Genomic DNA, 20,621 nt, shown 5'->3' with positions numbered 1-20,621 from the left:
GATTCCTTGCGCAATTTCAGAGCAGAACGACGCCGAGCAACAGCACGGCTCCGCCAACGATGGAGAGGGCATACCAGCGCAGCTGGCCGTTTTCGGTGCGGCTCATCAGTCCGTTGCCACCGCGCGCCAGGCGCGGGACGAGGCCGATGCCCGAGTCGATCGGGTCGCGCGCGAGCAGGCGGGCCAACAGCAGGTACGGCTGCACGAAGAGCTTGTCGTAAAGCCAGTCGAAACCCCAGGCGGCATACCACCAGGCACCAAGGAAGCGGCCGGGTGCGCTGGCAGCGATCACGCCGACCAGACGCCGTTTGCCCAGGAACAGCAGTGCGGCGAGCAGGATACCGGCGATGGCGATGGCTCCGGAGGCGATTTCCAGACTGTGCTTGGCGTCGCCGCCGGCATGGCCGGCGCTTTCCGGAAGCACACCGGCCAGCGGCGGCGTGATCAACGCGCCGATGAAGGTGGACAGCACGATCAGCGTGCCCAGCGGTAGCCAATGGGAAACGCCGTGGCCGGCATGCGACTCGGTCTTCGCTTCGCCATGGAAGGCGATGAAGATCAGCCTGAAGGTATAGATCGAGGTGAGGAAGGCACCGGCCAGGCCTGCATAGAGCAGCCATTGGTGGCCGCTGGCGAAGGCTTCCCAGAGAATCTCGTCCTTCGAGTAGAAGCCCGCGGTCACCAGCGGCAGGGCGGCCAGCGCCGAACCACCGACGATGAAGCTGGCATAGGCCAGCGGTAGCTTCTTCCACAGCCCGCCCATGTTGAAGATGTTCTGCTCGTGGTGGCAGGCAACGATCACCGCACCGGAGGCGAGGAATAGCAGGGCCTTGAAGAACGCGTGGGTCATCAGGTGGAAGATCGCCGCATCCCAGGCGCCGACGCCCAGAGCAAGGAACATGTAGCCCAGCTGGCTCATGGTCGAGTAGGCGAGGATGCGTTTGATGTCGGTCTGCACCAGGGCGGCGAAACCGGCCAGCACCAGGGTCACGGCGCCGACGACACCGACCAGATGGAGAACTTCCGGTGCCAGCAGGAACAGGCCGTTGGTACGTGCGATCAGGTAGACACCGGCGGTGACCATGGTCGCCGCGTGGATCAGTGCCGAAACCGGAGTCGGGCCGGCCATTGCATCAGCCAGCCAGGTCTGCAGCGGCAGCTGAGCGGACTTGCCGACCGCTCCCCCGAGCAGCGCCAGAGTCGCCATGACGATCCACGGATCACCGACGGAGAACTTCTGCGGCGCCAGCACCAACAGTTCCTGGATGTTCAGGGTGCCCAGCTGGACCACCAGAATGAACAGGCCGAAGGCGAGGAATACGTCACCGATGCGGGTGACGATGAACGCCTTGAGCGCCGCATTGCCGTTCTTGCGTTCGCTGTAATAGAAGCCGATCAGCAGGTAGCTGCACAGACCCACGCCTTCCCAGCCAAAGTAGAGGAACAGCAGGTTATCGCCGAGAACCAGGAACAGCATGCTGGCGATGAACAGGTTGGTGTAGGCGAAGAAGCGGGAATAGCCGTTCTCGCCGCGCATGTACCAGGACGCGAACAGGTGGATCAGGAAGCCGACGCCGGTCACCACGCCGAGCATGGTCACCGACAGGCCATCCAGGTGCAGGGCGAAGTTCGGCGCGAAGCCGTCGACGCTCATCCACTGCCAGAGCAACTGGTTGAACACGCCATCGGCGGGCGGGTTGGTGTGGAACTGCAGGATGACCCAGGCGCTGGTGAGCGCCGAGAGGCCGACGGAACCCACGCCGATCAGTGCCGACAGGTTCTCCGAGAAGCGACCGCGGGAGAACGACAGCAGGAGGAAGCCGATCAGCGGGAAGACGAAGGTGAGGAATAGTAGGTTCATCCGCGCATCTCGCTGGCAGCGTCGACATCGAGGGTATGGAAGCGGCGATAGAGCTGCAGCAGGATCGCCAGGCCAATGGAGGCTTCGGCGGCTGCCAGGGTGATCACCAGAATGAACATCACCTGGCCATCGGGCTGTTGCCAGCGGCTACCGGCGACGATGAATGCCAGAGCGGCGGCGTTCATCATGATTTCCAGGCTCATCAGCACGAACAGAATGTTGCGCCGCACCATCAGGCCGGTGAGGCCGAGGCAGAACAGGATGCCGGCGACGGCCAGGCCGTGTTCGAGGGGAATGGCTTGCATGGCGTTACTCCTTCGCCTCCTGGCGGCCGAGGTGGTAGGCGGCGACCAGCGCGGCGAGGAGCAGCATCGAGGCCAGCTCCACCACCAGCAGGTAGGGGCCGAACAGGCTGATACCGACGGCTTTCGCATCGACGGTGGCGAGCCCCAGCGGCGCATTGCTCGGCTGCTTGAACAGCGCCCAGAGCAGTTGCAGCAGCAGTACGCCTGCGAGCAGCGACGGGCCGACCCACATGCCCGGTTTCAGCCAGACACGCTCCTGTGCCTCGCCCGCCGGGCCGAGATTGAGCATCATCACCACGAAGACGAACAGCACCATGATGGCGCCGGCATAGACGATGATTTCCAGTGCGCCGGCGAACGGCGCGCCAAGGGCGAAGAAGCACAGCGCCACGGCGAGCAGCGACACCACCAGATACAGCAGCGCGTGCACCGGGTTGCTGTTGGTGATCACCCGCAGCGTCGCCACGACGGCGGCTCCCGCGGACAGGTAGAAAGCGAATTCCATGTTTAAAAACTCCTCGGCACGGCCGCCCACGGCGTCCGCCCAGACAGGCCTGCGGACGACGTGAGGGAAGGGGACGCGATGACGGAAAGACACTTCATGGCAGCAGGCCCTTCACGTTGATCGGCTCGGCTTCGTTCTGCGCGGCGCCTTTCGGCTTGCCGGCGATGGCCATCCCGGCGACACGGTAGAAGTTGTAGTCCGGATACTTCCCGGGGCCGGAAATCAGCAGGTCTTCCTTCTCGTACACCAGGTCCTGGCGCTTGTACTCGCCCATCTCGAAATCGGGCGTGAGCTGGATCGCGGTGGTCGGGCAGGCCTCTTCGCACAGGCCACAGAAAATGCAGCGCGAGAAGTTGATGCGGAAGAACTCCGGATACCAGCGGCCGTCCTCGGCCTCGGTCTTCTGCAGGGAAATGCAGCCGACCGGGCAGGCCACCGCACACAGGTTGCAGGCCACGCAGCGCTCCTCGCCATCGGGATCGCGGGTCAGCACGATCCGGCCGCGGTAGCGCGGTGGGAGGTAAACCGCTTCTTCGGGGTATTGCAGGGTGTCACGCTTGCGGAAGGTGTGGCCGAAGACCATCACCAGGCTGCGCAACTGGGTCCAGGTGCCATGCAGCACGTCGAGGATATATCTCACATTCTTCTCCTTACTGGGCCGCGGCCAGCACCAAAGCGCCGGTCACCAGCAGGTTGAAAAGGGTCAGCGGCAGGCAGAACCTCCAGCTGAAAGCCATCACCTGGTCATAGCGCGGCCGGGGAATGGCGGCGCGCAGCAGGATGAAAAGCATGATGAAGAAGCCGGTTTTCAGGGCGAAGTAGATGAACGACAGCCAGGGCAGCGTCTCCAGGAACGGACCGTGCCAGCCGCCGAAGAACAGCGTCACCAGCAGTGCAGAGACCAGAACGATGCCGATGTACTCACCGACGAAGAACATGCCCCATTTCATCCCGGCATATTCGATGTGGTAGCCGTCGGCCAGTTCCTGCTCGGCTTCCGGCTGATCGAACGGGTGACGGTGGGTCACCGCGACGCCGGCGATGAAGAACGTACAGAAGCCGAAGAACTGCGGAATGATGAACCACAGGTTCTGGTGCTGATATTCGACGATGTCGCGCATGTTGAACGAGCCGACCTGGGCGACGATGCCCATCAGCGCGAGGCCCATGAAGACTTCGTAGGAGACCGTCTGCGCCGAGGCGCGCAGGCTGCCGAGCAGGGCGAACTTGTTGTTGCTCGACCAGCCGGCGAAGAGCACCGCATACACCGTCAGGCCAGCCATGGCGAAGAAGAACAGCAGGCCGATGTTCAGATCGGCCACGCCCCAGGTCGGCGTGACCGGAACCACCGCAAAGGCCAGCAGCAACGCGCTCATCGCCACCACGGGAGCCAGGGTGAAGATGAACTTGTCGGCGAACGGCGGCGTCCAGTCCTCCTTGAAGAACATCTTGACCATATCGGCACCGAGCTGGAAGGCGCCGAACGGGCCCACGCGGTTCGGACCGTAACGGTCCTGCCAGAGACCGAGCAAGCGCCGCTCGACGAAGCTCAGTAGCGCGCCACTTACGACCACGGCGAGCAGGATGACGATGGCCTTCAGCACGGCGATGAGGGTGTCGACCACTTCGGGAGTCAGCCAGCTCATTGCGCGGCCTCCTGCAGAAGGGTGACTTCGGCCCCGGCGGCGAAGGGCGGAATGCCCGGCAGGCCGGTCGGCAGCCCGACGACACCGATAGCCAGCTCTTCGCGAACCTGCAGCGGCAGACGCAGGGCCTGGCCGTTGACGCTCAGACTGAGCAGAGCGCCGTCATTGACGCCCAGGCGGTCGGCTTCGGCCTTCGCCAAGGCGACGTAAGGCTGGGGAATGCGCGCCTGGATCGGTGCGGAGCGCGAGGAGTTTTCCTCGCTGCCGAACAGGTGATGCAGCGGAACCGCCTGCCAGGTGCCCGGCGCCGGATTGAATGCCGAGCCGACGCTGAACCACGGCAGGCTTTCACCCTTGGCCTCGATCAGGCGCACGCCTGGGTCCCCTGCACGCAGGTGACCACCGACTTCGTCCTGGAACTTGTTCCAGGCTTGCGGCGAGTTCCAGCCCGGCGACCAGGCGAATGGGATCTGCTGACGGTTTTCCGCGCTGCCCGAGTAGCCTTCCATGGAGAAGGCGAAGGCCGTATCGACGTCCTGCGGAGCGCGGGGCTCGCTGACGTTGATGTTGGCGCGCATGGCAGTACGGCCGCTGTAGCGGTGCGGTTCGCGCGCCAGCTTGAGGCCCTTGATGCGGAACGAGGCGCTCGGCGCGGCGTCGACGATGCCGGCCAGTTGCGCGTTGCTGCCGGCACAGGCAGCGGTGACCTCGTCCAGCTGCGTCCAGTCGACGGCCTTGCCCTGCAGCGTGCTGTGCAACGCATGCAGCCAGCGCCAGCCTTCGCGGATCAGCACATTGGAGTCGTAGTAAGCGGGATCGTAGACCTGGAAGAAGCGCTGCGCGCGGCCTTCCTGGCTGACCAGGGTACCGTCGCCTTCGGCGAAACTGGCGACCGGCAGGACCAGATCGGCCTTCACCAGCGTATCGGTCGCCTGGTGGTCGGCGACGATCACGACCTCGGCTGCCGCCAGCGCGGCGTCGACCTTGGCGGCCTCGGCGCGGCGGTACAGGTCGTTCTCCAGAACCAGTACGGCGTTCGCCTGGCCGCCCGTCAGCGCGTCGAGCGCCGCATCCAGCGACTCGCCGCCGAGCAGCGCCAGGCCCATGCTGTTGGCTTCCGGAACGACCAGGCTGATCGAGGCGCTCTTGCCGCGATTCTTCAGGGCGTTGGCGAGGTTGCCGGCCGCCTCGATCAGCGCCTTGCTGCCCAAGGAGGCGCCGGAGACGATCAGCGGTCGCTTTGCGGCGAGCAGGGCGTCGGCGATGCGCTGCACCAGTTCGCCGGTCTCGCTGTCGAGACCTTCCACCGCCGGCGCGCTGGCATCCAGCGCGTGGGCGACGGCGAAGCCCAGGCGAGCGAGGTCATCCGGCGCGGCATGCACGCATTCTTCGGCTACGTCGTCGAGACGGGTGGCGGCGACGCTGGCGATGAACAGCGGGTTGAGCGCGTGCTGTGCGACGTTCTGCACCGCCGCCATGTGCCAGTCCTGGATTTTCATCGAGGCGGCGATTTCCGTGGCCTTGCCTTTCACCGACTGGCGTAGCGCCAGAGCAACGCGGGCGGCGGTTTGGGTCAGGTCTTCGCCGAGAACGAACACGGCGTCGTGTTCCTCGATCTCGCGCATCGACGGAACCGGCAGCGGGCCGTTCTGCAGGATGTCGCGAATCAGGCGGATGTTTTCCAGCTCGCCGGCGGCGATGCCGGAATAGAAGTTTTCCGCGCCGACCAGTTCGCGCAGGGCGAAGTTGCCTTCAAGGCTGGCGCGGGGCGAACCGATGCCGATCACGCGTTTGCCTTTGAGCAGTTCGGCGGCCTTGTCCAGCGCGGCGTCGATGCCCAGGGTGGCGCCGCTTTCCAGCAACGGCTGGCGGGGGCGATCGTCGCGATTGACGTAGCCATAGCCGAAGCGTCCGCGGTCGCAGAGGAAATACTGGTTCACCGAGCCGTTGAAACGGTTCTCGATGCGGCGGATTTCGCCGTAGCGCTCACCGGGGCTGGTGTTGCAGCCACTCGAACAACTGTGGCAGATGCTCGGCGAGAACTGCATGTCCCACTTGCGGTTATAGCGCTCGGAGTGGGTCTTGTCGGTGAAAACGCCGGTCGGGCAGACCTCGACCAGGTTGCCGGAAAACTCGCTTTCCAGAACGCCGTCTGCGACGCGACCGAAGTACACGTTGTCATGCGCGCCATAGACGCCCAGATCGGTGCCGCCGGCGTAGTCCTTGTAGTAGCGCACGCAGCGGTAGCAGGCGATGCAGCGGTTCATCTCGTGACCGATGAACGGGCCCAGTTCCTGGTTCTGGTGGGTGCGCTTGCTGAAGCGATAACGGCGCTGGTTGTGGCCGGTCATCACCGTCATGTCCTGCAGGTGGCAGTGACCGCCTTCCTCGCAGACCGGGCAGTCGTGCGGGTGGTTGGTCATCAGCCACTCGACGACGCTGGCGCGAAACGCCTTGGATTCATCGTCGTCGATGGAGATCCAGGTGTTGTCGGTGGCGGGTGTCATGCACGACATGACGATGCGTCCGCGCTTGTCGTTTTCGTCGCTGTACTGCTTCACCGCGCACTGGCGGCAGGCACCGACGCTACCGAGCGCGGGATGCCAGCAGAAATAGGGGATATCGAGGCCAAGGGACAGACAGGCCTGCAAGAGGTTGTCCGCTCCATCGACTTCGAAGTCTTTGCCGTCTACGTGGATAGTGGCCATGGCTAGGTTTTCTTCTTTACCCGCCGAAGCGGGTTTGGCTAATGGAATTCTTTGCTGCCGTGCAGGGCGGCTGGGGAAATGGCGACTGCCAACGTCCTGCCCACCGCTGCACGGACCTCATCATCGGTTTCGTTACTGCAGCGTCTCCACCACCGAAGGTTTCGGCTCCTGCGGTGCGCGCACCACGCCGGCCTCGAACTCCTCGCGGAAGTACTTGATCGCGCTGCCCAACGGCTCCACGGCTCCTGGCGCATGCGCACAGAAGGTCTTGCCGGGGCCGAGGAAATTGACCAGGCCGAGCAGCGTGGCGATGTCTTCGGAAGTGCCCTGTTTGCGTTCCAGGGCACGCAGGATCTTCACGCTCCACGGTAGCCCGTCACGGCACGGGGTACACCAGCCGCAGGATTCGCGGGCGAAGAACTCTTCCATGTTGCGCAGCAGGGAGACCATGTTGATGCTGTCGTCGATGGCCAGCGCCAGGCCGGTACCCATGCGGGTGCCAACCTTGCCGATGCCGGCGGCGTACATCTGCGCATCCAAGTGCTCCGGCAGCAGGAAGCCGGTGCCGGCGCCGCCGGGCTGCCAGGCTTTCAGCGTGTAGCCGTCGCGCATGCCGCCGACGTAGTCCTCGAACAGTTCCCGAGCGGTGATGCCGAACGGCAGTTCCCAAAGCCCGGGGTTCTTCACCTTGCCGGAGAAGCCCATCAGCTTGGTTCCCATGTCCTCGCTGCCTTCGCGGGCCAGGGATTTGTACCAGTCGACGCCGTTGCCGATGATCGACGGCACGTTGCACAGCGTCTCGACGTTGTTCACGCAGGTCGGCTTGCCCCAGACGCCAACGGCGGCGGGGAAGGGCGGCTTGGAACGCGGGTTGGCACGTCGGCCTTCGAGCGAGTTGATCAGCGCGGTTTCTTCGCCGCAGATGTAACGGCCGGCGCCGGTGTGGACGAACAGTTCGAAGTCGAAGCCGCTGCCGAGGATGTTCTTGCCCAGCAGACCGGCAGCCTTGGCTTCATCGATGGCGCGATTCAGGTTGGCGGCCGCGTCGACGTACTCGCCGCGCAGGAAGATATAGCCGCGGTAGGCCTTGAGCGCGCGCGCACTGATCAGCATGCCTTCCACCAGCAGGTGCGGCAGCTGCTCCATGAGCATGCGGTCTTTCCAGGTGTTGGGTTCCATCTCATCCGCGTTGCACAGCAGGTAGCGGATGTTCATGGATTCATCGGCAGGCATCAGCCCCCACTTCACGCCGGTGGGGAAGCCGGCGCCGCCGCGACCCTTGAGGCCGGAGTCCTTGACCGTTTGCACGATGTCGGCCTGGGCCATTTCGGCAAGGGCCTTGCGGGCGGCGCTGTAGCCATCCTTGCGCTGGTATTCGTCGAGCCAGACGGGCTCGCCGTCTTCGCGCAGGCGCCAGGTCAGCGGATGGGTTTCGGCGCTGCGGGCGATCAGGTTGGCAGGGCCGAAGGAGGTGAGCTTCTTCATGGGTAGCTCTCCAGCAGGGCGCCAACGCCGTCGGCCTGCACGCCGCCGAAGGTATCGTCGTCGATCATCAGCGCGGGAGCCTTGTCGCAGTTGCCCAGGCAGCAGACGGGCAGCAGCGTGAAGCGACCGTCCGGCGTGGTTTCACCCAGGCCGATGCCCAGTTGGCGGGAAATGCTTTGCACCACGCTTTCATGCCCGCCGACGAAGCAGGTCATGCTGTCGCAGACGCGGATCACGTGGCGTCCGACCGGCTGGCGGAAGATCTGGCTATAGAATGTGGCGACGCCTTCGACATCGCTACCGGGAATGCCGAGGATTTCGGCGATCGCCGGAATCGCGCCGTCAGGTACCCAGCCGCGCTGCTTCTGGACGATCTTCAGCGCTTCGATGGAAGCGGCGCGCGAGTCTTCGTAATGGTGCAGTTCATGCTCGATGGCAGAACGTTCGGCTTCGCTGAGTACGAAGCGGTCAGACTGGATGAGGGTCGTGGTAGTCATATCAGCGGTCCACGTCGGCCATGACGAAATCGATGCTGCCCAGATACGCGATCAGGTCAGCCACCATGCTCCCGCGGATCACCGAGGGAATCTGCTGCAGGTGGGCGAAGCTCGGCGTCCGGATGCGCGTGCGGTAGCTCATGGTGCTGCCGTCGCTCGTCAGGTAGTAACTGTTGATGCCCTTGGTCGCCTCGATCATCTGGAAGGCTTCGTTGGCCGGCATGACCGGGCCCCAGGAAACCTGCAGGAAGTGGGTGATCAGGGTTTCGATGTGCTGCAGCGTGCGCTCTTTCGGCGGCGGCGTGGTCAGCGGGTGATCGGCCTTGTACGGGCCTTCCGGCATGTTCTTCAGGCACTGCTGGATGATGCGCAGGCTCTCGCGCATCTCGCCCATCTTGACCATGCAGCGGTCGTAGGCATCGCCATTGGCGGCCAGCGGCACTTCGAACTCGAAGTTTTCGTAACCCGAGTAGGGGCGCGCCTTGCGCAGGTCGAAATCGCAACCCGTGGCGCGCAGGCCGGCACCGGTGACGCCCCACTCGAGGGCTTCCTTGGTGTTGTAGGCAGCGACACCGATGGTGCGCCCCCTCAGGATGCTGTTGCGAAGCGCGGCCTTCTCGTACTCGTCGAGGCGCTTGGGCATCCAGTCAAGGAACTCCTGGACCAGCTTGTCCCAGCCGCGCGGCAGGTCGTGGGCGACCCCGCCGATGCGATACCAGGCCGGGTGCAGGCGGAATCCGGTGATCGCTTCCACCACCTTGTAGGCGCGTTGGCGGTCGGTAAAGGTGAAGAACACCGGAGTCATCGCTCCCACGTCCTGGATGTAGGTGCCCAGGTACAGCAGGTGGTTAAGGATGCGGAAGAACTCGGCCATCATGATGCGGATGACGTCGACCCGTTGCGGCACCTTGATTCCGGCGAGCTTCTCCACCGAGAGCACGTAGGGGAGGTTGTTCATCACCCCGCCCAGGTAGTCGATGCGGTCGGTGTAGGGAATGAAGCTGTGCCACGACTGGCGCTCGGCCATCTTTTCCGCGCCGCGGTGGTGATAGCCGATCTCCGGCACGCAGTCGATAATCTCTTCGCCGTCCAGCTGAAGGATGATGCGGAACGCACCGTGTGCCGAAGGGTGGTTCGGGCCGAGGTTGAGGAACATGTAGTCCTCGTTCTCGCCGTGAGTCTTCATGCCCCAGTCCTCGGGCTTGAAGCGCAGCGCTTCCTGCTCCAGATCCTGCTTGGCAACGGACAGGCTGTAGGGGTCGAACTCGGTGGCGCGCGCCGGATAGTCCTTGCGCAGCGGGTGGCCTTGCCAGGTGGGCGGCATCAGCAGGCGGGTCAGATGCGGGTGGCCGCGGAAGGTGATCCCGTAGAGATCCCATACCTCGCGCTCGTACCAGTTGGCGTTCGGCCAGATCCCGGTGGCGGTGGGCAGGCTGAGATCGCTCTCCGACAGCGCGACCTTGATCATGATGTCGCTGTTACGTTCCAGCGACATCAGGTGGTAGAACACGCTGAAGTCGGCGCCTGGCAAGCCACGGCGGTGGGTCCGCAGGCGTTCGTCCATGCCGTGCAGGTCATACAGCATCACGTACGGCTTGCTCACCTGGCGAAGGAAAGTCAGTACGTCGATCAGCCGTTCGCGCGCCACCCAGAGAACCGGCATGCCGGTGCGGGTGGATTGCACGGTGAAGGTGTCGGCGCCGAAGCGCGCATTCAGTTCGACGACGGTATCTTGGTCGTCAGCCTTGTAAGGCGGGATGTACAGAGCGCTGTCTGCAGTCATGGTCTCGATCGCTATCGGTCAACGTCAGGTATGAAGGTGCGCTTTCGCGGGAAAGCGCGGGATTCACACGTCGTCGGGGCTGCGCAGGTTGGTGACCTGGATACGCTGTTCGCGGCGCTGTTCCTTTTGCGAAGGCATCTCGGCGCGGTAAACGCCTTGATCGCCGACGACCCAGGACAACGGGCGGCGCTCCTTGCCGATGGATTCCTGCAGCAACATCAGGCCTTGCAGGAATGCTTCGGGACGGGGCGGGCAGCCGGGTATGTAGACGTCCACGGGAAGGAACTTGTCCACCCCCTGAACGACCGAGTAGATATCGTACATACCGCCGGAATTGGCGCAGGAGCCCATGGAAATGACCCACTTGGGCTCGAGCATCTGCTCATAGAGACGCTGGATAACGGGCGCCATCTTGATGAAGCAGGTACCGGCGATGACCATGAAGTCGGCCTGGCGCGGTGATGCACGAATTACTTCGGCACCGAATCGGGCGATGTCATGGGGAGCAGTGAAGGCCGTGGTCATCTCCACATAGCAGCAGGACAACCCGAAGTTGTACGGCCACAGGGAGTTCTTGCGACCCCAGTTGACCGCGCCATTCAGCACGTCCTCGAGCTTGCCCATGTAGATGTTGCGATGAACCTGGTCTTCGACAGGGTCGGTTACGGTCTCCCGCTGGCCGATTGGATACTGGTCATTGACCGCATCCGGATCGATCCGAGTAAGTTTATATTGCATCGCCAAAGCCTCATTGTTTTAGCTTCGCCTGCCGCTTGCGACGGCTTTCGGGAGCCCAATCGAGCGCACCGATCCGCCAAAGGTAGACAAGACCTGCCAACAGAATTGCTATGAAAACGGTAGCTTCTATGAGACCGGCCCAGCCGCTTTCGCGAACGGACACCGACCAGGCGAAGAGAAAGAGGGCTTCAACGTCGAAGATCACGAAGAGCATCGCGACCAGATAGAATTTTGCCGACAGGCGCAGGCGCGCATTGCCGGTGGGAACGACACCCGCTTCGAAGGGCTCGTTCTTGCTGTGACCGAAAGCTTTGCTGCCCAGGAGGCTGGAGACACCGAGCATGAAGGCGCAAAGGCCGAATACGCCCAGGAAGAAAATGGCAAATGCCCAGTTGTGAGGCATCGTAGAAACTGCATCAGGCATGCCGGACTCCTCGTTGGGACGGCTTTTGAATTATTTGGACAGGTTCAGTCTTCCGACTTGGAGCGAGATTTTATGCGTTTGTCCGGGCTCAAGTAAATTTTTCTCGGAATTAAATATCGAACAATCCGTTCTGTTACCGCTTGTTGATAAGAATTCCTATTAAAGGAAATGCTAGACCGGACGACCCGTATGGGCTTGGCGCTGTAGGTCATTATGCCGCAGCGCTATAAAAATGGGATAAAAAAAACGCCCCGGATTGAAGCCCGGGGCGTTTTTATTTCCGGCGGATCAACCGATCGTCAGTGGAACTGATTCATCGTGTTGTCCTTGCCGCCGGCCTTGAGAGCGGCTTCGCCGGCGAAGTATTCCTTGTGAGCGTCGCCCATGTCGGAACCGGCCATGTTCTGGTGCTTCACGCAGGCGATACCCTGGCGGATTTCCTGACGTTGAACGCCTTTGACGTAGGCCAGCATGCCCTGGTCCGCGAAGTACCCTTTCGCCAGGTTGTCGGTGGACAGCGCGGCGGTGTGGTAGGTCGGCAGGGTGATCAGGTGGTGGAAGATACCGGCTTCGGCAGCGGCGTCGCGCTGGAAGGTGCGGATCTTCTCGTCGGCGATCTTGGCCAGCTCGGTTTCGTCGTAGTCGACGCTCATCAGCTTGGCACGATCGTAGGCCGAAACGTCCTTGCCTTCTGCGACGAAGGTGTCGAACACCTGCTGACGGAAGTTCAGCGTCCAGTTGAACGACGGGCTGTTGTTGTAGACCAGCTTGGCGTTCGGGATCACTTCACGGATGCGGTTGACCATAGCGGCGATCTGGCCCACGTGCGGTTTCTCGGTTTCGATCCACAGCAGGTCGGCGCCGTTCTGCAGCGAGGTGATGCAGTCCAGCACGCAACGGTCTTCGCCGGTGCCTTTGCGGAACTGGAAGAGGTTGCTCGGCAGGCGCTTGGGACGCAGCAGCTTGCCTTCGCGCTTGATGACGACATCGCCATTGCCCAGCTCGCTGGCGCTGATTTCTTCGCAGTCGAGGAACGAGTTGTACAGGTCGCCCAGGTCGCCCGGCTCGTTGGTCACGGCGATCTGCTTGGTCAGACCGGCACCCAGCGAGTCGGTACGCGCTACGATCACGCCGTCGTCCACGCCCAGCTCGAGGAAGGCGTAGCGAACCGCGTTGATCTTGGCCAGGAAGTCGGCATGGGGAACGGTCACTTTTCCATCCTGGTGGCCGCACTGCTTCTCGTCCGAGACCTGGTTTTCGATCTGGATGCAGCAGGCGCCCGCTTCGATCATCTTCTTGGCCAGCAGATAGGTGGCTTCCGGGTTGCCGAAGCCGGCGTCGATGTCGGCGATGATGGGTACTACGTGGGTCTCGTAGTTGTCGATCTGCGACTGGATTTCGCTGGCCTTGGCGTTGTCATCGGCAGCGCGGGCAGCGTCCAGTGCGGTGAACAGCAGGTCGAGTTCGCGGGCGTCGGCCTGGCGCAGGAAGGTGTACAGCTCTTCGATCAGCGCAGCTACCGAGGTTTTTTCGTGCATGGACTGGTCGGGCAGCGGGCCGAACTCGGAGCGCAGCGCAGCAACCATCCAGCCGGACAGATAGAGGTAACGCTTGTTGGTGGTCTTGAGGTGCTTCTTGATCGAAATCAGCTTCTGCTGACCGATGAAGCCGTGCCAGCAGCCCAGCGACTGGGTGTAGACGGAGGAGTCGGCGTCGTACTCTTCCATGTCCTTGCGCATGATCGCGGCGGTGTACTTGGCGATGTCCAGCCCGGTCTTGAAGCGGTTCTGGGTGCGCATGCGGGCGACGAATTCGGGGTTGATGGCGCTCCAGCTGCTGCCTGCCTTTTCTTTGAGAGCGGCGACGGCCTTGATGTCGTTTTGATAAGCGGACATGGTCGATCCTTTCGAAGTAGAGAATGGGTAAGCGCTGGGCGCTGCCACTCGAAACCTGTGTGCTGAAGTCAATGGGTTCGGGTGCTCGGGCTACTGCGTCGAGGGATCGACTAGGGCGAGGTTGCTGCTGAGGAGGGGAACGAGCGGGGCGGGCGGCGTTCTAGCGGGTTTCCGAACCGATCGGGCGGTTCGCCGACAGAAGCATGCAGTCCATCTCGTTGTAACGCCAAGCGCTTCCCCGTCCCTCAGGACGACTTCGTTCCAGTCGCAACCTCGTCAAACTGCCTTGTGGGCGGCGCAGACACGGAACGGCTCGACTGGTTGGTCTGAGCACGCCCCGGGAGACCTCTTTCGAGGCCCCTGGCTAGCGGGAGCGAGGCCATCATGCCCCTGGCAAAAACGTTCGTCAAACGATTTTGTAGTGTTTTTTTAAGGCTACTACAAAAGTCTGATGAGGCTGAAGATGACTGATCAGTCGAGCGCCTCGACCTTCACCCGAAAGGTCATGTCGTCCTGCCCCTGGGTCGAATAATGCTGCACGAAACCACGCTGGTCGGCCTGGCTGCCCTGAGTCACACCACCCAGCGGCAGCCATTCGCCGAGCCGTCCGCTGATGCGGGTGTCGGTGCTCTGGATATCGATGGCGCCGGGTTGGCGCTGCGAAAGACGATCCCGGTTGCTGCTGATGCTCAGGTGCACGGTATCGCCCGTCAGGCTGGCAGTGACGTAAAAACCCTGGGTGATGTTGCGGTACTGGGTGTCCTGATACACCTGCCCATAGGGACCGGTGCTCGTTGTTGTGAGGGGCACGCTTTGACCAATCTGGATCAGCGCCGGATAGCCTTCGGTTGCCTGCACCTGTTGCACGCCGTCGCCGCGGCTTTCCGTACTGTGGCGGATGATCCGCAGCTGGTCTCGGCCATTCACTTCGCCACGCCCGCTCTCGACGGAAACACCACCAGCGCTAGCCGAACCGTCCACGCGGTAACCCCGGTCATCGCGCGAGCTGGCTTCCTCGGTGTCGACGCTGATCAACAGCCGACGCGGCTGGGTATCCAGTTGACCGAGCAACCCGCGCAGTTCCTGAATCTTCTCCGGCGACGCGTTGACCACCAACTGGTTGCCGTAAGCGCTCACCTTGCCTTCCTGACCGAGCACCGAGCGCGCGGTGGGCAGCACATCCTCGGCGGTGCGGAAGTTCAGCTGGATGATCTCGGTGGCGGCCTGCGCGGGCACGGCAGCGGCGAGCAGCAGGGCGACGAGGAGGGTGCGAGGCGTCATAGCAGAAAACTCCGCAGATCGGGATCGAGTGTGCTGGTGTTCCATGCCTGGTCGAACTGCGCCTGGCGCAGCCGCACCTGGGCAACATCGCGATAACGGACGTGACCTGCGTACTGATCGAGCTCGGGACGCAGCAGCAGCCCGCAGTCGTCGGCGATAAGGAATGCGCACTCTTCGTTGGGGTAGTCGGGATGCAGCTTGCGTATCTGGCAGTTGCTCGACAGGCGCCGGCTGAGGTTCAACAGGCGATGGCCTTCCTTCACGGCGCGGCCGGAGTCACGCAGGAGGATGCGCAAGTGGTTCCGCGGATGAGCCAGCAGGAAGCGTGTGCAGGCTTCCTGGATGCTGCTGTGATTGTACAGCCAGGGCTCGAGGTCACTGCTGTACAGGCACAGGGAGCGGCGCGCCTGCTGCAGAAGAGCGGTGGCATGGCGACGAGTCTCGTCCGCCGTGCGGAACGCCTGCAGTTCGGTGGTCTGGTTGAGCGTGAAGGGCGCCGCTTCCCAGCGCTCCGCCTCGGGGAGATCGGGAAGAGGATTGTGCACATCGAAACGACCCGGCGACTGGAACTCGATAGCGGGCAGGTCGCTCGGCTCATCAGGCAATTCCGGGGCATCGTTCATGCGAATCCTCAGTGGCTGCGGCGCACCATGTCGACGTGGGGAATGCCGGCTTCGAGGTATTCGCCGCTGACGATCTCGAAGCCAAGGCGCTCGTAGAATGGCGTGGCATGGACCTGCGCACTGAGCATCTGCTCCTGCAGCCCGAGGCGCTCCGCCTCGGTCAGCACGGCGCGCATCAGCGCATCACCGACCTTCAGCCCGCGCCAGTCGCGCAGCACCGACACCCGGCCGATGTGGCCGTTGGACAACAGCCGCGCGGTGCCGATCGGGTAGTCGCCCTCCAGGGCGAGAAAGTGTACGGCGCTCGCGTCGTCCGAATCCCATTCCAGCTCGGGCGGCACCGCCTGTTCGGCGATGAACACGCTTTCGCGGATACGTCTCAGCTCGGCATTTTCCTTCTGCCAGTCGGCGACACGAACGTGGATGCTACTCATCGGCAAACTCCAGACTTCCCTGTTTGACCAACTCCCACAGGAGATTACGCCCGTCGTCGTCGGCAAGCCATTGCGCGAGGTTTTCCTGGTGCAGCGCGTCGGAGGCGCAGACCAGCTTCAGCAGCTCCAGCAGGTGTTCGGGCAACAGACGGCTCTGTCCGCTGGCGAACAGCAGCAGGCCGATATCGACCTGGCTCCAGGCCATGCGCGCGCTGGGGTTACGGATCAACACCGCGCCATCCTGAAGAGCCTGGAGGAAATCGCGCTCGGAGAGCTCTTCGCCGGCGACGAGTTCCGGATAACGCGGTTCTGTCATGAACTGGCCGAACCAGGTGAGCAGGAGACGTTCGTCGCCCATGTGCTCGTCCAGCAGCGATTTGAGGCGCTGCAGGGCGTCCATCTGGATCTGGTGCGGGTCGCTGACCGGCGCGATGTCGGCGTCGTTGTAACGGTCTTCGTCCGGAAGGAACTGGGCGAGGAAATCGGTGAAGTGGGTCAGAACTTCAGCAGCGCTGGGGGCGCGGAAGCCCACGGAATAGGTCATGCACTCATCCACCGCGGTACCGAAATGCGCCAGGCGTGGCGGCAGATAGAGCATGTCGCCGGGCTCCAGGACCCAGTCGTCGGTCTCGTCGAAGCCGGCCAGGATGCGCAGGTCCGCATGGTCGAGCATCGGGCTGTCGCTGTCGCACATCTGCCCGATCTTCCAGCGACGCTGACCATGGGCTTGCAGCAGGAACACGTCGTAGTTGTCGAAATGCGGTCCCACGCCGCCGCCGGGCGCGGCATAGCTGATCATCACATCGTCGATGCGCCAGCTCGGCAGGAAGTGGAAGTGTTCGCGCAGCTCGGCGACTTCCGGAACGAACTGGTCGACGGCCTGCACCAGCAGCGTCCAGTCACGCTCGGGCAGATTCTGGAAGACGTCCTCGGCGAACGGGCCGCGGCGCAATTCCCAGGGGCGCTCGCCGTGCTCGATGACCATCCGCGACTCGACCTGTTCCTCCAGAGCCAGGCCGGCCAGCTCATCCGGGGACAGTGGGCTTTCGAAGTTGGGGATGGCCTGACGGATCAGCAGCGGCTTCTTTTGCCAATAGTCACGAAGGAACTCACGCGCGCTGATGCCGCCGAGGATTTGCAGGGGAAGATCGGAAGTCATGGTTTTGCCTATGCAAATAAAAACGCCCGGCACTGCCGGGCGTGCAGAAAGTGAAGCGGGTCAGATGCGCTTGGCCTGGGCCACGGCATTGCCGATGTAGTTGGCTGGCGTGAGCTTGCGCAGCTCGGCCTTGGCGTCTTCCGGCATCTCCAGCCCGTCGATGAAAGTCTGCAGCGCCTCCGGGCTGATGCCCTTGCCGCGGGTCAGCTCCTTGAGTTTCTCGTAGGGATTCTCGATGGCGTAGCGGCGCATGACGGTCTGGATCGGCTCGGCAAGGACTTCCCAGCAGGCGTCCAGATCCTCGGAAATACGTTGAGCATTGAGCTCCAACTTGCTGATTCCCTTGAGGCTTGCCTCGTAGGCAATCACGCTATGAGCGAAGCCGACGCCGAGGTTGCGCAGCACTGTGGAGTCGGTCAGGTCGCGCTGCCAGCGCGATACAGGCAACTTGCTGGCCAGGTGCTGGAGCAGCGCGTTGGCGATGCCGAGGTTGCCTTCGGAGTTCTCGAAGTCGATCGGGTTGACCTTGTGCGGCATGGTCGACGAACCGATCTCGCCGGCGATGGTGCGCTGCTTGAAGTAACCCAGGGAGATGTAGCCCCAGATGTCGCGATCGAAGTCGATGAGGATGGTATTGAAGCGCGCGGTGGCGTCGAACAGCTCGGCGATGTAGTCGTGCGGCTCGATCTGCGTCGTGTACGGGTTCCACTGCAGGCCGAGATCCTGCTCGATGAACTCGCGGGCGTTGGCTTCCCAGTCGATGTCCGGATAGGCCGACAGATGCGCGTTGTAGTTGCCCACCGCGCCGTTGATCTTGCCCAGCAGCGGTACGCCGGCGACTTGGGTGATCTGGCGCTCCAGGCGATAGACCACGTTGGCCAACTCCTTGCCGAGGGTGGTCGGCGAGGCCGGCTGGCCGTGGGTGCGCGAAAGCATCGGCACGTCGGCGAACTTCACCGCCAGCTCGCGGATCGACTCTGCGACCTGGCGCATCAGTGGCAGCAGCACGGTGTCACGGCCTTCGCGGAGCATCAGGGCGTGGGACAGGTTGTTGATGTCCTCGCTGGTGCAGGCGAAGTGGATGAATTCGCTGACCTTGGCCAGTTCCGGCAGCTTCGCCGCCTGCTCCTTGAGCAGGTATTCCACGGCCTTGACGTCGTGATTGGTGGTGCGTTCGATTTCCTTGATGCGCTCGGCGTGTTCGAGCTGGAAATCCTCGGCCAGCCGATCGAGCAGCGCGTTGGCTTCGGCCGAGAACGGCGCGACTTCGGCAACGCCGGAGTGGGCGGCCAGGCGTTGCAGCCAGCGGACCTCGACCTGTACGCGGAAACGGATCAGGCCATATTCACTGAAGATCGGGCGCAGAGCGCTGGTTTTGCCGGCGTAGCGGCCATCGACGGGGGAAACCGCGGTGAGCGAGGAAAGCTGCATGGGGCGTTCTCGGACGGTCGGGGCAGGAAATGGGGCGCGTATCATACACGAATCGGCCGACCTGCCGACCGCGTGCCCCGACGGTCAGTTGCGCAGCAGCGGGTAGAGCTCGGCCAGCAGCTTGCGGCGGCTGAACACCAGTTGCCAGCGATGTCCGCCCAGCTGGCGCCATAGGCGTGCGGAGCGAATACCGGCGAGGAGCAGGGCACGGATCTTCGAGGCGTTGCTGCTTTGCTGCAGGAAGCGCATGTCGCCATGCACCTGGATGCGCTGGCGGAAGGTGCTCAGAGTGTCCTGATAGAGCCCGCCACAGGCGGCGATGACGTTGTCGTGAACGAGCCCGAAATGCTGTACCTGCAGCTGGATCTGGTCGAGGCGGGTGCCGATGGTCTCCAGCATGTCGTCGCGCTTGGCCAGCTTGCGTTCGAGGCCGAGCAGCGCAAGCGCGTAGCGCAGCGGCTCGCGCTGCAGGCTGTTGGGGTCGCGTTCCAGGGCACTGGCCAGCGCGCGATAACCGTCGCGCAGGTTGAGATCGTCGCCGCCGTAGACGTCCAGTGTGTTTTGCGGATCGCGTACCAGCAGGCTGCCGAGCAGACAGCCAAGGGCGCCTTCGTTGACCTGGCCGGTCCTGGCGATCCGGTCGGCGAGCGCGGCGGCGCTGAACACCGCTCCCAGGGCGACCAGTTGTTCCTGTATCGGCGTCATGCGAATTCCTTGGTGGTGCAGGGTTCGGCGATTTCGATGACGCCGCCGCCGAGGCAGATTTCGTCGTCGTAGAACACCACCGACTGACCCGGCGTCACGGCGCGCTGGGGCTCTTCGAAAACGGCGCGATAGCCGTCGGGCGTACGCTCCAGCGTGCAGGCCTGATCCGACTGGCGATAGCGGACCTTTGCGGTCAACGGCCGTGGCGTGGCGCCGAGCTCGACCGGATTGACCCAGAAGATCTCGCTGGCGAGGAGGGCGCTGGAAAACAGCAGCGGATGGTCGTTGCCCTGGCCGACGATCAGCACATTGCGCTCCAGATCCTTGGCCAGCACGTACCACGGCTCGTCGCCGGCATCCTTCAAGCCGCCGATACCCAGGCCCTGGCGCTGGCCGATGGTGTGGTACATCAGCCCGGCGTGCCGGCCAATGACCTCGCCGCGGGTGTTCTGAATTTCGCCCGGTTGCGCCGGCAGATACTGCTTGAGGAAGTCGGAGAAGCGCCGCTCGCCGATGAAGCAGATGCCGGTGGAGTCCTTCTTCTTCGCGGTCGCCAGCCCGTGCATTTCAGCGATCGCGCGCACTTCGGCCTTCTCCAGCTCGCCAACCGGGAATAGCGTGCGGGCGATCTGCTCGCCGCCGACGGCATGGAGGAAGTAGCTCTGGTCCTTGTTCGGGTCGAGGCCCTTGAGCAACTGGGTCTGCCCATCGACATCGCGGCGGCGCACGTAATGGCCGGTGGCGATCAGGTCGGCGCCGAGCATCAGCGCATAGTCGAGGAAGGCTTTGAACTTGATTTCGCGGTTGCAGAGGATGTCCGGGTTCGGCGTACGCCCGGCCTTGTACTCGGCGAGGAAGTGCTCGAAGACGTTGTCCCAGTATTCGGCGGCGAAGTTCGCGGTGTGCAGCTTGATGCCGATCCGGTCGCACACCGCTTGGGCGTCGGCGAGGTCTTCGCGCGCGGTGCAGTATTCGGTGCCGTCGTCCTCCTCCCAGTTCTTCATGAACAGACCTTCCACCTGGTAGCCCTGCTTGAGCAGGAGAAGGGCGGAAACCGAGGAGTCCACGCCGCCGGACATGCCGACGATGACGCGTGTATGGGCTGGATCGTGCATAGGTTCGGGGTTGACGGCCACAAAAA

General features: G+C 63.3%; 19 protein-coding genes. All 19 read right to left on the bottom strand.

The annotated features are described in order from the left end of the window. Positions 1-16: 16 nt before the first annotated feature. The 19 genes from nuoL to mnmA all read right to left on the bottom strand — a co-directional run bounded on the left by nuoL (position 17) and on the right by mnmA (position 20,595). Positions 17-1,861 carry an NADH-quinone oxidoreductase subunit L gene (gene nuoL, locus BLV15_RS17385; RefSeq protein ID WP_090230955.1) on the bottom strand — a complete coding sequence of 615 codons (1,845 nt, stop codon included), beginning with the start codon at positions 1,859-1,861 and terminating at the stop codon, positions 17-19. Next, positions 1,858-2,166 (bottom strand): NADH-quinone oxidoreductase subunit NuoK, encoded by a 309-nt coding sequence (nuoK, locus tag BLV15_RS17380; RefSeq protein ID WP_090230954.1) that lies wholly within the window; start codon positions 2,164-2,166, stop codon positions 1,858-1,860. Before nuoK ends, nuoL begins: the two co-directional genes overlap by 4 nt. A gap of 4 nt (positions 2,167-2,170) precedes the next feature. Continuing rightward, positions 2,171-2,671, bottom strand: a complete 501-nt coding sequence (gene nuoJ, locus BLV15_RS17375) for an NADH-quinone oxidoreductase subunit J (protein WP_090230953.1) — start codon at positions 2,669-2,671, stop codon at positions 2,171-2,173. 94 nt (positions 2,672-2,765) lie between these two features. Further along, positions 2,766-3,311 carry an NADH-quinone oxidoreductase subunit NuoI gene (nuoI, locus tag BLV15_RS17370; protein ID WP_090230952.1) on the bottom strand — a complete coding sequence of 182 codons (546 nt, stop codon included), beginning with the start codon at positions 3,309-3,311 and terminating at the stop codon, positions 2,766-2,768. 10 nt (positions 3,312-3,321) lie between these two features. Further along, complete coding sequence (nuoH, locus tag BLV15_RS17365; RefSeq protein ID WP_090230951.1) at positions 3,322-4,317, bottom strand: NADH-quinone oxidoreductase subunit NuoH; 996 nt, start codon at positions 4,315-4,317, stop codon at positions 3,322-3,324. Next, positions 4,314-7,025: an NADH-quinone oxidoreductase subunit NuoG gene (gene nuoG / locus BLV15_RS17360; protein WP_090230950.1), complete on the bottom strand. Its 2,712-nt coding sequence runs from the start codon at positions 7,023-7,025 to the stop codon at positions 4,314-4,316. The genes nuoH and nuoG overlap by 4 nt, the downstream gene beginning before the upstream one ends. A 132-nt stretch (positions 7,026-7,157) precedes the next feature. After that, entirely contained in the window at positions 7,158-8,510 is a 1,353-nt protein-coding gene (gene nuoF, locus BLV15_RS17355; RefSeq protein ID WP_090230949.1) for an NADH-quinone oxidoreductase subunit NuoF, read from the bottom strand. Beyond that, positions 8,507-9,007, bottom strand: coding sequence for an NADH-quinone oxidoreductase subunit NuoE (nuoE, locus tag BLV15_RS17350; RefSeq protein WP_090230948.1), 501 nt, complete (start codon positions 9,005-9,007; stop codon positions 8,507-8,509). The genes nuoF and nuoE overlap by 4 nt, the downstream gene beginning before the upstream one ends. Position 9,008: 1 nt before the next feature. Further along, on the bottom strand, positions 9,009-10,790 hold the full coding sequence (gene nuoC, locus BLV15_RS17345) for an NADH-quinone oxidoreductase subunit C/D (RefSeq protein ID WP_090230947.1): 1,782 nt from the start codon (positions 10,788-10,790) through the stop codon (positions 9,009-9,011). A gap of 63 nt (positions 10,791-10,853) precedes the next feature. Beyond that, on the bottom strand, positions 10,854-11,528 hold the full coding sequence (locus tag BLV15_RS17340; RefSeq protein WP_090230946.1) for a NuoB/complex I 20 kDa subunit family protein: 675 nt from the start codon (positions 11,526-11,528) through the stop codon (positions 10,854-10,856). Between the two features lie 10 nt (positions 11,529-11,538). Next, the gene (locus BLV15_RS17335; RefSeq protein ID WP_090230945.1) at positions 11,539-11,952 is read right to left on the bottom strand and encodes an NADH-quinone oxidoreductase subunit A; all 414 of its coding nucleotides are present in this window, start codon (positions 11,950-11,952) and stop codon (positions 11,539-11,541) included. A 299-nt stretch (positions 11,953-12,251) separates the two neighbouring features. Beyond that, positions 12,252-13,847 (bottom strand): isocitrate lyase, encoded by a 1,596-nt coding sequence (locus BLV15_RS17330; RefSeq protein ID WP_090230944.1) that lies wholly within the window; start codon positions 13,845-13,847, stop codon positions 12,252-12,254. Positions 13,848-14,318: 471 nt separating this feature from the next. Next, the gene (locus tag BLV15_RS17325) at positions 14,319-15,128 is read right to left on the bottom strand and encodes a secretin N-terminal domain-containing protein (RefSeq protein WP_090230943.1); all 810 of its coding nucleotides are present in this window, start codon (positions 15,126-15,128) and stop codon (positions 14,319-14,321) included. Further along, complete coding sequence (locus tag BLV15_RS17320; protein ID WP_090230942.1) at positions 15,125-15,751, bottom strand: DUF7931 domain-containing protein; 627 nt, start codon at positions 15,749-15,751, stop codon at positions 15,125-15,127. The genes BLV15_RS17325 and BLV15_RS17320 overlap by 4 nt, the downstream gene beginning before the upstream one ends. A gap of 8 nt (positions 15,752-15,759) precedes the next feature. Beyond that, complete coding sequence (locus BLV15_RS17315) at positions 15,760-16,185, bottom strand: GNAT family N-acetyltransferase (RefSeq protein ID WP_090230941.1); 426 nt, start codon at positions 16,183-16,185, stop codon at positions 15,760-15,762. Further along, positions 16,178-17,344 (bottom strand): ribosomal protein uL16 3-hydroxylase, encoded by a 1,167-nt coding sequence (locus tag BLV15_RS17310; protein WP_090230940.1) that lies wholly within the window; start codon positions 17,342-17,344, stop codon positions 16,178-16,180. The genes BLV15_RS17315 and BLV15_RS17310 overlap by 8 nt, the downstream gene beginning before the upstream one ends. Positions 17,345-17,404: 60 nt before the next feature. Further along, positions 17,405-18,775, bottom strand: coding sequence for an adenylosuccinate lyase (gene purB / locus BLV15_RS17305; protein ID WP_090230939.1), 1,371 nt, complete (start codon positions 18,773-18,775; stop codon positions 17,405-17,407). 84 nt (positions 18,776-18,859) lie between these two features. Further along, a complete protein-coding gene (gene hflD / locus BLV15_RS17300; RefSeq protein ID WP_090230938.1) occupies positions 18,860-19,480 on the bottom strand; it encodes a high frequency lysogenization protein HflD in 621 nt (206 codons plus the stop codon). Continuing rightward, positions 19,477-20,595 (bottom strand): tRNA 2-thiouridine(34) synthase MnmA, encoded by a 1,119-nt coding sequence (gene mnmA, locus BLV15_RS17295; RefSeq protein ID WP_090230937.1) that lies wholly within the window; start codon positions 20,593-20,595, stop codon positions 19,477-19,479. The genes hflD and mnmA overlap by 4 nt, the downstream gene beginning before the upstream one ends. Positions 20,596-20,621 lie beyond the last annotated feature (26 nt).

This window comes from Pseudomonas kuykendallii (assembly GCF_900106975.1).
Taxonomy (GTDB): Bacteria; Pseudomonadota; Gammaproteobacteria; order Pseudomonadales; family Pseudomonadaceae; genus Pseudomonas_O; species Pseudomonas_O kuykendallii.
This window is presented reverse-complemented; position numbering and strand designations above follow the sequence as displayed.

Coding starts and splice junctions, on each gene's coding strand:
- BLV15_RS17310 (WP_090230940.1), bottom strand. CDS start 17,344: ATGACTTCCGATCTTCCCCTGCAAATCCTCGGCGGCATCAGCGCGCGT.
- BLV15_RS17320 (WP_090230942.1), bottom strand. CDS start 15,751: ATGAACGATGCCCCGGAATTGCCTGATGAGCCGAGCGACCTGCCCGCT.
- BLV15_RS17315 (WP_090230941.1), bottom strand. CDS start 16,185: ATGAGTAGCATCCACGTTCGTGTCGCCGACTGGCAGAAGGAAAATGCC.
- purB (WP_090230939.1), bottom strand. CDS start 18,775: ATGCAGCTTTCCTCGCTCACCGCGGTTTCCCCCGTCGATGGCCGCTAC.
- nuoG (WP_090230950.1), bottom strand. CDS start 7,025: ATGGCCACTATCCACGTAGACGGCAAAGACTTCGAAGTCGATGGAGCG.
- nuoL (WP_090230955.1), bottom strand. CDS start 1,861: ATGAACCTACTATTCCTCACCTTCGTCTTCCCGCTGATCGGCTTCCTC.
- nuoH (WP_090230951.1), bottom strand. CDS start 4,317: ATGAGCTGGCTGACTCCCGAAGTGGTCGACACCCTCATCGCCGTGCTG.
- BLV15_RS17325 (WP_090230943.1), bottom strand. CDS start 15,128: ATGACGCCTCGCACCCTCCTCGTCGCCCTGCTGCTCGCCGCTGCCGTG.
- nuoJ (WP_090230953.1), bottom strand. CDS start 2,671: ATGGAATTCGCTTTCTACCTGTCCGCGGGAGCCGCCGTCGTGGCGACG.
- nuoE (WP_090230948.1), bottom strand. CDS start 9,007: ATGACTACCACGACCCTCATCCAGTCTGACCGCTTCGTACTCAGCGAA.
- BLV15_RS17340 (WP_090230946.1), bottom strand. CDS start 11,528: ATGCAATATAAACTTACTCGGATCGATCCGGATGCGGTCAATGACCAG.
- nuoC (WP_090230947.1), bottom strand. CDS start 10,790: ATGACTGCAGACAGCGCTCTGTACATCCCGCCTTACAAGGCTGACGAC.
- nuoF (WP_090230949.1), bottom strand. CDS start 8,510: ATGAAGAAGCTCACCTCCTTCGGCCCTGCCAACCTGATCGCCCGCAGC.
- nuoK (WP_090230954.1), bottom strand. CDS start 2,166: ATGCAAGCCATTCCCCTCGAACACGGCCTGGCCGTCGCCGGCATCCTG.
- BLV15_RS17330 (WP_090230944.1), bottom strand. CDS start 13,847: ATGTCCGCTTATCAAAACGACATCAAGGCCGTCGCCGCTCTCAAAGAA.
- mnmA (WP_090230937.1), bottom strand. CDS start 20,595: ATGCACGATCCAGCCCATACACGCGTCATCGTCGGCATGTCCGGCGGC.
- BLV15_RS17335 (WP_090230945.1), bottom strand. CDS start 11,952: ATGCCTGATGCAGTTTCTACGATGCCTCACAACTGGGCATTTGCCATT.
- hflD (WP_090230938.1), bottom strand. CDS start 19,480: ATGACGCCGATACAGGAACAACTGGTCGCCCTGGGAGCGGTGTTCAGC.